Raw genomic sequence first — 12,592 nt, 5'->3', positions numbered from 1 at the left:
CGGTTCGCGTTTCAGCGAGAATGAACCCACATTACAACAGGAAATTTATTGCGGAAATTGATATATTCACAACATCACATTGCAATATCTGCAACGTAGAAAATCGGAGGCTCGTCCGTGGATTTACGCGATCTGAAAATGTTCCTGCATCTGGCGGAAAGCCGCCACTTTGGCCGCAGTGCGCGGGCAATGCACGTCAGCCCCTCCACACTCTCACGCCAGATCCAACGGCTGGAAGAAGATCTCGGCCAGGCGCTGTTTGTGCGCGATAACCGTACGGTCACGCTGACCGAAGCAGGCGAAGAGCTGCGAGTGTTTGCCCAGCAGACGCTGTTGCAGTATCAACAATTGCGCCACACCCTCGATCAGCAGGGACCGTCGCTGTCGGGTGAGCTGCATATCTTCTGCTCGGTTACCGCCGCCTACAGCCACCTGCCGCCAATTCTCGACCGCTTTCGCGCCGAGCACCCCTCGGTTGAAATTAAGCTCACCACCGGCGATGCCGCTGACGCAATGGACAAAGTGGTCACCGGAGAGGCCGATCTGGCAATAGCGGGTAAGCCGGAGACGCTGCCCGGCGCAGTAGCATTCTCGATGCTGGAAAATTTAACGGTAGTGTTGATCGCACCAGCATTGCCTTGCCCGGTACGGAATCAGGTTTCGGTCGATAAGCCGGACTGGTCGACGGTGCCGTTTATCATGGCCGACCAGGGGCCGGTACGCCGCCGCATCGAGCTGTGGTTCCGCCGTCACAAAATCAGCAACCCATCGATTTACGCCACCGTGGGGGGGCACGAAGCGATGGTCTCGATGGTGGCGCTGGGCTGCGGTGTGGCGCTGCTGCCGGAAGTGGTACTGGAAAACAGCCCGGAGCCGGTACGGAATCGCGTGATGATTTTAGAACGCAGCGACGAAAAAACACCGTTCGAGCTGGGCGTCTGCGCGCCGAAAAAACGGCTGCATGAGCCGCTCATAGACGCGTTCTGGAAGATTGTTCTGGAGCGCAAATCCGCCGAGTAGTACCAGCGTCAGGCCTAAAATCAGTGGTAGATTCAGTATTGGCGCTCCTTTTCTGTATAATGTCCCGTGCCATAATAGATGTGGGGGGCTTGTTAACCATCACGTTTAGCAAGCCAGAACAGACGGTGTCATTGCGCACTTGACAGCGAAAATACAAACTTAATTAGCCATCATTATGATAATCAAACCAAAAATTCGTGGATTCATCTGTACAACGACCCATCCGACTGGCTGCAAAGTCAATGTGGAAAAACAGATCGATTATGTGAAGAAAAACGGGAAAATCGCTAACGGTCCTTCCCGCGTGCTGGTCATCGGTGCTTCCACCGGTTACGGCCTTGCTTCCAGAATTTCCGCCGCGTTTGGCAGCGGAGCCGCCACTATCGGCGTATTTTTCGAAAAACCGGGCACGGAAACCAAGCCAGGTTCCGCGGGCTGGTATAACTCTGCAGCCTTCGATGAGGCCGCAAAACGTGAAGGTCTGTATTCCAAAAGCATCAACGGCGACGCGTTCTCCGACGAGTGTCGCGACGAAGTTATCAAACTGATCAAAGAAGACCTGGGTCAGATTGACCTGGTGGTTTACTCACTGGCATCTCCGGTACGTAAAATGCCGAAAACCGGTGAAATCGTCCGTTCTGCGCTGAAGCCAATCGGTGAGGTTTATACCTCTAAAGCGATCGATACCAACAAAGATCAGATCATAACCGCCAGCATTGAGCCGGCAACCGAAGAAGAAGTTCAGAACACCGTCACCGTTATGGGCGGCGAAGACTGGGAACTGTGGATGGGCGCGCTGAGCGAAGCAGGCGTGCTGGCTGACGGCGTGAAAACCGTTGCCTACTCCTACATCGGTACTGACCTTACCTGGCCAATCTACTGGCACGGCGCGCTGGGCAAAGCAAAAGAAGATCTCGACCGCGCGGCAGGCGCGCTGCGTAATCAACTGGCTCCGCTGAACGGTTCCGCTAACGTTGCTGTACTGAAATCCGTTATCACGCAGGCCTCTTCTGCGATTCCGGTGATGCCGCTGTACATCTCCATGGTCTTCAAGCTGATGAAAGAACAGGGCATTCATGAAGGCTGCATCGAGCAGATCAACCGTCTGATGACCACCAGCCTGTACGGCGATAAAGTGGCGCTTGATGACAACCAGCGTATCCGTATGGATGACTGGGAACTGCGTGAAGACATTCAGCAGGCATGCCGCGATCTGTGGCCGCTGATCACCACCGAAAACCTGGCGCAAAAAACGGACTATGCAGGATACAAGCAGGAATTCCTGAATCTGTTCGGTTTTGGTCTCGACGAAGTGGATTACGATGCGGATGTAAACACCGAAGTCGAATTCGAAGTCATCACGCTGTAATCTGCTGATACAGTTGCAAAAAGGGTTCATGTTTTTACATGAACCCTTTTTTAATGGCTACCGCTAACCCGCCAGGAAGAACCTGAACGCCGGGTTATGCGTTTCATCATGACAGTCATAACCCAGTTCGTTCAGTCGCGTTTCGAAATCAGGCTCGTGCTCACCCAACTCAAACGCCGCCAGTACGCGACCATAATCGGTTCCGTGACTACGATAGTGGAACAACGAAATATTCCAGTGCGTCCCCAGGGTATGCAGGAATTTGAGCAACGCCCCCGGAGATTCCGGGAATTCGAAGCTGTACAGCCGCTCCTGCAAGGGTTTCGACGGGCGCCCACCGACCATGTAGCGCACGTGCAGCTTCGCCATTTCGTCGTCGGACAAATCCACTACGCTGTAGCCGCCCTCATTAAGCAACTGGAGGATTTCCTTACGCTCTTCCAGCCCACGGCTCAGACGGACGCCAACAAAAATACAGGCGTCTTTCGCATCAGCAAATCGGTAGTTAAACTCGGTAACCGAGCGTCCTCCCAACAGCTGGCAAAACTTCAGGAAGCTACCCTTTTCTTCCGGAATAGTTACTGCCAGCAACGCTTCGCGCTGTTCGCCCAGCTCGCAACGTTCGGAAACGTAGCGCAGGCCATGGAAGTTAACGTTAGCGCCGGAAAGGATATGCGCCAGACGTTCGCCGCGAATATTGTGCTGGGCAATGTACTTTTTCATCCCCGCCAGCGCCAGCGCACCGGATGGTTCAGCCACCGCGCGCACATCCTCGAACAGATCTTTCATTGCCGCGCAGATAGCGTCGCTATCGACAGTGATGATGTCGTCGAGATACTCCTGGCACAAACGGAAGGTTTCGTCGCCGATACGTTTCACCGCCACGCCTTCAGCAAAGAGGCCAACACGCGGAAGATCGACCGGTTGACCGGCATCCAGCGCCGCTTTCAGGCAGGCTGAGTCTTCAGCTTCAACGGCAATCACTTTGATCTGCGGCATCAACTGCTTGATCAGCACCGCCACGCCTGCCGCTAATCCGCCACCGCCCACCGGCACGAATACACGATCAAGGTGGGCATCCTGCTGCAATAACTCCAGTGCCAGCGTGCCCTGCCCGGCAATCACCATCGGATGGTCGAACGGAGGAACCCAGGTAAAACCCTGCTGCTGCGACAGCTCAATCGCTTTGGCTTTGGCTTCATCAAAATTCGCGCCGTGTAGCAGTACTTCACCACCGAAACCGCGAACGGCATCGACTTTGATATCGGCGGTAGCCGTAGGCATGACAATCAGTGCCTTCACGCCTAATCGCGCAGAAGAGAAAGCTACACCCTGAGCATGATTACCTGCCGATGCGGTGATTACGCCATGCGCTTTTTGCTCTTCGGTCAGACCGGCCATCATGGCATAGGCACCGCGCAGCTTGAAGCTGTGAACGGGTTGACGGTCTTCGCGCTTCACCAGGATCACGTTGTCGAGGCGCGAAGAGAGTTTTTCCATTTTTTGTAGCGGTGTGACCTGCGCCGCTTCGTATACCGGCGCACGCAGCACTGCTCTGAGATACTCGGCGCCTTCTGGAGCGCCGGAGAGGGGTTGAGAATCCGCCATGGTCATTATCCCCCTAGTTTCGACTTATCGCGCACCGCACCTTTGTCGGCGCTGGTTGCCAGGCTGGCGTAAGCGCGCAGCGCAAAGGAGACCTGACGCTGACGATCTTTTGGCGTCCAGGCTTTGTCACCACGAGCTTCTTGCGCTTCACGGCGCGCAGCGATTTCCGCATCGCTCAGTTGCAGTTGAATGCCACGATTCGGGATATCGATAGCAATCAAGTCGCCATCTTCGATAATTGCGATATTACCGCCGCTGGCCGCTTCAGGAGAAACGTGACCAATGGAAAGCCCCGAAGTACCGCCAGAGAAACGACCGTCGGTAATCAGCGCGCAGGCCTTACCGAGACCCATCGATTTCAGGAAGGTGGTTGGGTAGAGCATTTCCTGCATGCCTGGCCCGCCCTTCGGCCCTTCGTAGCGAATCACCACCACGTCGCCGGCAACCACTTTACCGCCGAGGATAGCTTCAACCGCATCGTCCTGGCTTTCATACACTTTTGCCGGGCCGGTGAATTTCAGGATGCTGTCATCCACACCAGCGGTTTTTACGATACAGCCATTTTCCGCGAAGTTACCGTACAAGACTGCCAGGCCGCCGTCTTTGCTGTAAGCATGTTCCAACGAGCGAATGCAACCTTCTGCGCGGTCATCATCCAGGGTGTCCCAACGACAATCCTGTGAGAACGCCTGGGTGGTACGGATGCCAGCCGGACCTGCGCGGAACATTTTTTTCACCGCGTCGTCTTTGGTCAGCATAACGTCATAACTATCGAGCGTTTGCGGCAGAGTCAGTCCCAGCACGTTTTTCACGTCGCGGTTCAGAAGCCCGGCGCGATCCAGCTCGCCTAAAATGCCCAGTACGCCGCCCGCGCGGTGCACGTCTTCCATATGGTATTTCTGCGTACTCGGCGCAACTTTACACAGTTGCGGGACTTTGCGGGACAACTTATCAATATCACTCATGGTGAAGTCGATTTCCGCTTCCTGCGCAGCCGCCAGCAAGTGCAGAACGGTGTTGGTGGAACCGCCCATCGCGATATCCAGCGTCATGGCGTTCTCAAACGCCGCCTTGCTGGCAATGTTGCGCGGCAGGGCTGAAGCGTCATCCTGCTCGTAGTAGCGTTTGGTCAGCTCAACGATGCGTTTACCTGCGTTGAGGAACAGCTCTTTACGGTCGGCGTGAGTCGCCAACAGCGAACCGTTACCCGGCTGCGACAGACCCAGCGCTTCGGTCAGGCAGTTCATCGAGTTGGCGGTGAACATCCCGGAGCATGAGCCGCAGGTCGGACAGGCCGAACGTTCAACCTGCTCGCTCTGCGAGTCGGAGACTTTCGGGTCTGCGCCCTGAATCATCGCATCAACCAGATCAAGCTTGATGATTTGGTCAGAGAGCTTGGTTTTCCCGGCTTCCATTGGGCCGCCGGAAACAAAGATCACCGGAATATTCAGCCGCAGAGAGGCCATTAACATCCCGGGGGTGATTTTATCGCAGTTAGAGATGCAGACCATCGCATCGGCGCAGTGGGCGTTAACCATATATTCCACTGAATCGGCGATCAGCTCACGCGACGGCAGTGAATAAAGCATGCCGCCATGACCCATGGCGATACCATCATCCACGGCGATGGTGTTGAACTCTTTCGCCACGCCGCCTGAGGCTTCGATTTGTTCGGCAACCAGCTTACCGAGATCGCGCAGGTGGACGTGGCCCGGCACAAACTGGGTAAAGGAGTTCACCACAGCGATAATCGGTTTACCGAAGTCATCATCGGTCATCCCGGTGGCGCGCCACAGTGCGCGGGCACCCGCCATATTGCGGCCGTGGGTGGTGGTAGCAGAACGATACTTAGGCATGCTTGATTAACTCCCGTCTGTCTTTCCCCTGCATATTTCACGCCGCAGCTGAGGGCTGCCTCGCTCCCCCCAGTCACCTACTAAAGTAAGCTCCTGGGGCTCGCTGCGTTGCCGTCTTCCTGCAACGTGAACTATTTTGGGGAAATATTAATTTTGTTATTGGTTTACTGAATCCAACCAGCCGTATTTATCTTCCGTTTCACCGGTGAAGAGGCCAAAGAAGGCCTGCTGGATGCGTTTGGTGACCGGACCGCAGCGGCCTTCGCCCACCTGAATACCATCGACGCTGCGTACTGGGGTGATTTCGGCCGCGGTACCGGACATGAATACTTCGTCGGCCAGGTACAGCGATTCACGAGACAACACCTGCTCACGCACTTCGATATCGAGATCTTTCGCCAGCTTAATGATCGCGTCACGGGTGATACCCGGCAGCGCGGAAGAGGTAAACGGCGGGGTAAACAGAATGCCGTCTTTTACTTCAAACAGGTTTTCGCCCGCGCCTTCGGAGATGTAGCCATTCACATCCAGCGCAATGCCTTCCTGGTAGCCATGACGACGCGCTTCACTACCCACCAGCAGCGAAGACAGATAGTTACCACCTGCTTTAGCAGCGGTAGGAATCGTGTTTGGCGCAACGCGGTTCCAGGAAGAAACCATCGCGTCGATCCCCTGCTCCAGCGCTTCAGCACCGAGGTAAGCCCCCCATGGGAACGCGGCGATTATCACATCAGTGGTGTATCCCGCAGGCGGGTTAACGCCCATCCCTACGTCGCCAACAAACACCAGCGGACGGATATAGGCGCTGGTCAGGTTGTTTTTACGAATCACCTCACGGCAAGCTTCCATCAGCTCATCAACGCTCTGAGAAACGGGAAAACGATAGATCTTGGCTGAATCACGCAGACGCTGCATATGTTCGCGATGACGGAACACTACCGGCCCTTTGTGAGAATCGTAGCAACGGATCCCTTCAAATACAGAAGTACCGTAGTGCAGCGCGTGGGACATCACGTGGACCTTCGCGTCTTCCCAACGAATCATCTCGCCATTAGACCAAATGTAATCAGCTTTTTTCGTCGTCATTTTTCTTCCTTTTGCGCTCAGGCGCGGATTTGTTGTGATGTGGTTGTGCTCTGGCAGATAGCAACATGTGCAACATCTACCAGTTTACTTAACTGACTAAACAGTAAGTCGACCGACCGGGGGCTGGCAACGGTCAATTCGATATTTATATTCTGCGCATCGCTGGCGGCTTCCATATTCATGGAGCACACCTGAAAACCACGATGGCGTACCACGCGTAAAACACGTTCTAACGTTTCCGGATTGAAACGAGCCTCAACGGCGACCTGATGTTGCATCATGATAATTTCTCCAGCATTTCTGAGTTACTGGCGCCAGGTGGCACCAGAGGCCAGACATTCTCAAGTTCGTCGATTGAGACATGAAGCAAGTATGGCCCCTCGCTGTTCAGCATGGTGTCGAGTGCCGCTTCAACCTGGTCTTTACGGGTGATGTGTTGACCAGGAATGCCGAAGGCTCTGGCCAACATGAGGAAATCGGGGTTATCGGTAAGGGTGGTTTCGCTATAACGTTCCTGGAAAAACAGCTGCTGCCATTGTCGCACCATGCCTAACCGCTGGTTGTCGAGTAAAACTATCTTCAGCGGCAACTGCTTGCGTTTTACGGTGCCCAATTCCTGTACATTCATCATGAAGGAACCGTCACCGGAGATACAGATTACCGTATCATTCGGGCGAGCAACCTGCGCGCCAACCGCTGCTGGCAGGCCAAAGCCCATCGTCCCCAGACCGCTCGACGTGATGAAATTTTCAGGGCGAGTGTAGGTCATATGCTGTGCCGACCACATCTGATGCTGGCCCACATCCGTTGTCACTACGCTATCCGCAGGTTTGCGATCGGATAACTGCTTTAACAACAGTGGCGCATAGATAGCTTCCCCCGGATGGTCGTAGCGCCAGGTATGTTCTGCGCGCAGTTCAGCGCTGTGCTGACGCCATTCGTCAATCTTCATCAATTGCTGTAATGCTGGCAGAAGAGAATTTAAATCCCCCTGCAGCGCTACGTGTGCCTGGCGCAGTTTGTTCATTTCCGCCGGGTCGATATCCATGTGGATTACGCTGGCGTTCGGTGCGAAGGTATTCAGCTTTCCAGTCACCCGGTCATCAAAACGTGCGCCAACCGCAATCAGTAAATCGCACTCTTGCACCGCGAAATTCGCGGCTTTAGTACCGTGCATTCCCAACATGCCCAAATAGTACGGGTAGTCAGCATCTACTGCGCCCAGACCTTTCAGCGTGCAGACGACCGGCATTTGGGTTATCGCGATAAATTCACGCAGGGCCGGGACAGCCTGCGCCATACCTACGCCACCACCTACGTACAGGATGGGCTTTTGCGCCTGCGCCAGCATTTTACGAGCCTGCTCAACGTCAGCGTGCGGAAACGTCTCTACGTTTTCGACGGTCGTAAAATATGGCTCCAGCGTACCGCTGGCTAATTGGATGTCTTTCGGGATATCAACCAGAACCGGACCCGGACGACCGGAATTCGCCACGGCGAAAGCCTCAGCCATGATACGCGGCAGCTCTTCGAGTGACTGTACCAGGAAGCTGTGTTTGGTGCAGGACAGAGACATCCCCAGCACGTCCACTTCCTGGAACGCATCCGTTCCGATGAAAGGTGATGCCACCTGACCGGTGATCGCCACCACTGGAACAGAATCTAACAGCGCATCGGCAAGGCCCGTGATCAGGTTGGTTGCGCCAGGGCCGGAGGTAGCGATACAAACGCCGGTTTTACCGGTCGCACGGGCATAGCCAATCGCCGCCATTGCCGCACCCTGCTCGTGTCGGCACAACAGGTGCTCTACGCCGCCGTCATACAACGCATCGTAAACCGGCATAATTGCGCCACCAGGATAACCAAAGACGGTTTGAACCCCTTGTGCACGCAACGCATGTACCACCCACTGTGCCCCATTCATAGTTACATCCCCGCCGTAAATCTTGAGAAACAGAATTTTATGCTACCGTTCACTTTCTGCTCCTCGTGTATGTTTTTAAGGTCAAAAAAAACCCCCGGACCTTTCGGTGCGGGGGTCTTAGTTCGTTAAGGCTTGTTTTCTAAGCCTTTCCTCGTCCAAGTGCAGCCCCGCACGGTGGGATAATAATCACCACCACGCTAATCACGACCAGGCTAATCACTCGTAGAAGGGCTGTCATTTTTGTATTTTCTTGCATCTTGTTCGAAGGAATACCTAAAGAGTTACCATAGAATTTGCAAATGACACAAGATATTTTTTTATTCGTTTTTCTGACGTCGTTAACAGTTTAGATAAATACCGTTGTTTTTTATACAAAAAAATCAAAAATGAAAATATTTCACGCTTCAGGCGATCCTCAGTAACCCGATCCCCAATACAAACACCATTCAAAAGCATTTGCGGGCGTCATTCCAGGCTTAATGCAAGCAATTATACGTTGCGCAAAAATACGGGAATCAGCATCTAAAAACCGTAATTATGTGAAATCTTGCCGCGATGTATTGCGACATAATACTTTTATCAGGAGGAATTATGTCACTATCGATTGTTCACACACGCGCCGCACTAGGCGTGAATGCGCCAGCCATTACCATCGAGGTACATATCAGCAACGGCCTGCCTGGTTTAACCATGGTGGGGCTGCCCGAAACGACGGTGAAAGAGGCTCGCGATCGGGTACGCAGTGCGATTATTAATAGCGGTTATGAATTCCCGGCAAAGAAGATAACTATAAACCTCGCTCCGGCCGATCTCCCGAAAGAAGGGGGGCGATATGATTTACCTATCGCTGTTGCGCTTCTGGCCGCTTCTGAGCAGCTTACATCCAACAATCTCGACACCTACGAGCTGGTAGGTGAATTAGCGCTTACAGGCGCGCTACGCGGCGTTCCCGGCGCGATATCAAGCGCAACCGAGGCCATTCGTGCAGGCAGGCGAATTATTGTCGCAAAAGAGAATGCCGCTGAAGTTGGACTGATACACGGCGAAGGGTGCCTGATCGCCGATCACCTGCAGACCGTATGCGCATTTCTCGAAGGTAAGCATGATTTAGACAGGCCATCATCCGCAGATTTTACGCCTAACGCATTAGCTGATGATCTGAGCGATGTTATCGGCCAGGAACAGGGTAAACGCGGGCTGGAGCTTACCGCAGCAGGCGGCCACAACCTCTTGCTCATCGGCCCGCCGGGTACGGGAAAGACTATGCTAGCCAGTCGACTCAGAGGGCTGCTCCCTCCACTTAGCAACGATGAAGCGCTGGAAAGTGCCGCGATACTCAGTCTGATCCATTCCGACACGATACAAAAACAGTGGAAGCAACGCCCTTTTCGCTCGCCACATCACAGTGCTTCATTAACCGCCATGGTCGGTGGAGGCTCTATTCCTGCGCCAGGAGAGATCTCTTTGGCGCACAACGGCATACTGTTTCTGGATGAACTACCCGAGTTTGAGCGGCGTACGCTGGATGCACTGCGCGAACCCATCGAGTCCGGGCAGATCCATCTATCTCGCACCAGAGCAAAAATAACCTATCCCGCACGCTTTCAACTCATAGCTGCGATGAATCCAAGCCCGACGGGCCATTATCAGGGAAACCATAACCGCTGTACCCCAGAACAGACGCTGCGCTACCTAAATCGATTGTCAGGTCCATTTCTTGACCGCTTCGACCTCTCCCTCGAAATTCCCTTACCGCCGCCCGGTATACTCAGCCAGAGCGCGATGAAAGGGGAAAATAGCGCAACGGTGAAGCAACGTGTTATGGCAGCGCGAGAGCGTCAGTATCAGCGGCAAAATAAGTTAAACGCACATCTGGACAGTCAGGATATCCATAAATACTGCCTACTGCGTAGCGACGATGCACAGTGGCTTGAAGAAACGCTCGCGCATCTCGGATTGTCTATCCGCGCCTGGCTGCGCCTGATTAAGGTCGCTCGAACGATTGCGGATATCGAACAATGTGATCACATCTCTCGCCAGCATTTACAGGAGGCCGTTGGGTACCGAGCGATAGACAGGTTACTCATTCATCTGCAGAAACTACTGACATAAAAAAAGGGCTTTCGCCCTTTTTTTATTAATCATCAGATTCGGTGTAGTCTTCTGCGCCTTCCACCTGAGGTTTCCCACCCGATAAGGTGTGGAAGCGTTTTGGACGCTTAATACGCGTCATGTATTTAGACCACACACGTTCAGCTTCGGTAACCGGCTCACGTTCACCACGGCATACCGCAACAAACAGTTTTTCTTCTTCAGTTACCGGCTCACGCTTGCCCAGATCCAGCTCGTTGAAAGCATAACCGTGACGCTCAAGCAGTTGTGCTTCTTTAATGGTGAAATCACCATGACGGGAGAATCCGCGGGGATAATATTTATTATCGAAATATCGATTAGTCGTCGTAAAGCTTTCCGCCATCCTGCACGCTCCTAATTCTTTGGCCGAGCTATTTATGGCGCGGAGTATTAGTTACGCTTGACAGAGCGTCAAACAAAAGATTTAAATCATAACGACAAATAATTTTATGGAGCGAGTTGTGGATACGGAATTGTTAAAAACTTTCCTGGAAGTTAGCCGGACACGCCACTTTGGCAGGGCTGCTGAAGCACTCTACCTGACCCAATCAGCGGTTAGTTTCCGGATCAGACAACTGGAAAATCAATTGGGTGTAAACCTGTTCACCCGACACAGAAACAATATCCGTTTAACCGCTGCAGGTGAAAAATTATTGCCTTACGCCGAAACGTTGATGAATACGTGGCAGGCAGCACGTAAGGAAGTCGCGAATACCTCGCGGCATAACGAGTTTTCTATCGGTGCCAGCGCATCTCTCTGGGAATGCATGCTTAATGACTGGTTGAAGCGTTTGTATCAATCTCAGGAGCCACAATCCAGCCTGCAGTTTGAAGCGAGGATCGCTCAACGCCAATCGTTAGTAAAACAGCTTCATGAACGACAGCTTGATCTACTGATTACTACCGAAACACCCAAAATGGACGAATTTAGCAGCCAACTGTTGGGATATTTCACGCTGGCGCTCTATTGCAGCTCTCCGTCGCAAACCAAAGATGAGCTGAATTATTTACGCCTGGAATGGGGACCCGATTTTCAACAACACGAAGCGGGACTAATAGCGGGAGATGAAGTGCCGGTACTCACCACCAGTTCGGCAGAATTGGCCAGGCAGCAACTTTCAGTGATTAAGGGCTTTAGCTGGCTTCCCGTCAACTGGGCCAAAACCAAAAGCGATCTCCATACGGTTACCGACAGTACAACGCTTTCACGTCCTTTATATGCAGTTTGGCTGCAAAACAGCGATAAAAATGGACTAATTTGCGATCTGCTAAGAACGAATATTCTGGAAAATTAAAGAAAATATAGGCAAGGATGCCGGGAGTAAAACAGCAGGAAGGCACGATTCAAATTGCAGGTAAAAAAAAATCCTTAGCAAAAATGCTAAGGATTATTTCTGGCAGGGGCGGAGAGACTCGAACTCGCGACACCCGGTTTTGGAGACCGGTGCTCTACCAACTGAGCTACGCCCCTAAATTTTCTTATCATTAAGCCTGCTTGGTAGCAGGCTTAATTTTCTAATAAGTGGCGGAACGGACGGGACTCGAACCCGCGACCCCCTGCGTGACAGGCAGGTATTCTAACCAACTGAACTACCG

11 protein-coding genes and 1 tRNA gene are annotated in these 12,592 nt (G+C 53.1%); 4 read left to right on the top strand and 8 right to left on the bottom strand.

The genetic code is table 11. The features are described 5' to 3' along the window. The first annotated feature begins 117 nt into the window (after positions 1-117). Complete coding sequence (gene ilvY, locus OGV52_RS01700; protein ID WP_016155102.1) at positions 118-1,020, top strand: HTH-type transcriptional activator IlvY; 903 nt, start codon at positions 118-120, stop codon at positions 1,018-1,020. Between the two features lie 175 nt (positions 1,021-1,195). Continuing rightward, positions 1,196-2,389: an enoyl-ACP reductase FabV gene (gene fabV, locus OGV52_RS01695; protein ID WP_016155101.1), complete on the top strand. Its 1,194-nt coding sequence runs from the start codon at positions 1,196-1,198 to the stop codon at positions 2,387-2,389. A gap of 63 nt (positions 2,390-2,452) precedes the next feature. Here fabV and ilvA read toward each other — a convergent pair whose 3' ends face one another. From ilvA to ilvL, 6 genes are all read right to left on the bottom strand, one after another. After that, on the bottom strand, positions 2,453-3,997 hold the full coding sequence (gene ilvA / locus OGV52_RS01690) for a threonine ammonia-lyase, biosynthetic (RefSeq protein WP_016157833.1): 1,545 nt from the start codon (positions 3,995-3,997) through the stop codon (positions 2,453-2,455). A 5-nt stretch (positions 3,998-4,002) separates the two neighbouring features. Next, a complete protein-coding gene (gene ilvD / locus OGV52_RS01685; RefSeq protein ID WP_049282710.1) occupies positions 4,003-5,853 on the bottom strand; it encodes a dihydroxy-acid dehydratase in 1,851 nt (616 codons plus the stop codon). Positions 5,854-6,009: 156 nt separating this feature from the next. Beyond that, a complete protein-coding gene (locus tag OGV52_RS01680) occupies positions 6,010-6,939 on the bottom strand; it encodes a branched-chain amino acid transaminase (RefSeq protein WP_003829030.1) in 930 nt (309 codons plus the stop codon). A gap of 17 nt (positions 6,940-6,956) precedes the next feature. Further along, positions 6,957-7,220 (bottom strand): acetolactate synthase 2 small subunit, encoded by a 264-nt coding sequence (gene ilvM, locus OGV52_RS01675; RefSeq protein ID WP_003018017.1) that lies wholly within the window; start codon positions 7,218-7,220, stop codon positions 6,957-6,959. Beyond that, a complete protein-coding gene (gene ilvG, locus OGV52_RS01670) occupies positions 7,217-8,863 on the bottom strand; it encodes an acetolactate synthase 2 catalytic subunit (protein WP_287107982.1) in 1,647 nt (548 codons plus the stop codon). The genes ilvM and ilvG overlap by 4 nt, the downstream gene beginning before the upstream one ends. 139 nt (positions 8,864-9,002) lie before the next feature. After that, positions 9,003-9,101, bottom strand: coding sequence for an ilv operon leader peptide (gene ilvL / locus OGV52_RS01665; protein WP_001311244.1), 99 nt, complete (start codon positions 9,099-9,101; stop codon positions 9,003-9,005). Positions 9,102-9,454: 353 nt separating this feature from the next. Here ilvL and OGV52_RS01660 point away from each other — a divergent pair, with 353 nt between their 5' ends. Next, a complete protein-coding gene (locus OGV52_RS01660; RefSeq protein WP_287107980.1) occupies positions 9,455-10,975 on the top strand; it encodes a YifB family Mg chelatase-like AAA ATPase in 1,521 nt (506 codons plus the stop codon). Between the two features lie 25 nt (positions 10,976-11,000). On the opposite strand, the gene maoP is transcribed toward OGV52_RS01660, so the two are convergent. Continuing rightward, entirely contained in the window at positions 11,001-11,339 is a 339-nt protein-coding gene (gene maoP, locus OGV52_RS01655) for a macrodomain Ori organization protein MaoP (protein WP_003018025.1), read from the bottom strand. Positions 11,340-11,445: 106 nt separating this feature from the next. On the opposite strand from maoP, the gene hdfR reads away from it, so the two are divergent. Beyond that, positions 11,446-12,291, top strand: a complete 846-nt coding sequence (gene hdfR, locus OGV52_RS01650) for an HTH-type transcriptional regulator HdfR (RefSeq protein WP_094761725.1) — start codon at positions 11,446-11,448, stop codon at positions 12,289-12,291. A gap of 100 nt (positions 12,292-12,391) precedes the next feature. On the opposite strand, the gene OGV52_RS01645 is transcribed toward hdfR, so the two are convergent. Continuing rightward, positions 12,392-12,467, bottom strand: a tRNA-Trp gene (locus tag OGV52_RS01645). Between the last annotated feature and the right edge of the window lie 125 nt (positions 12,468-12,592).

Origin of the sequence: Citrobacter sp. Cb041, assembly GCF_030336655.1 — a bacterium.
GTDB lineage: Bacteria > Pseudomonadota > Gammaproteobacteria > Enterobacterales > Enterobacteriaceae > Citrobacter > Citrobacter braakii.
The sequence above is the reverse complement of the archived record's forward strand: the minus strand, read 5'-3'. Positions and strand labels throughout refer to the sequence as shown.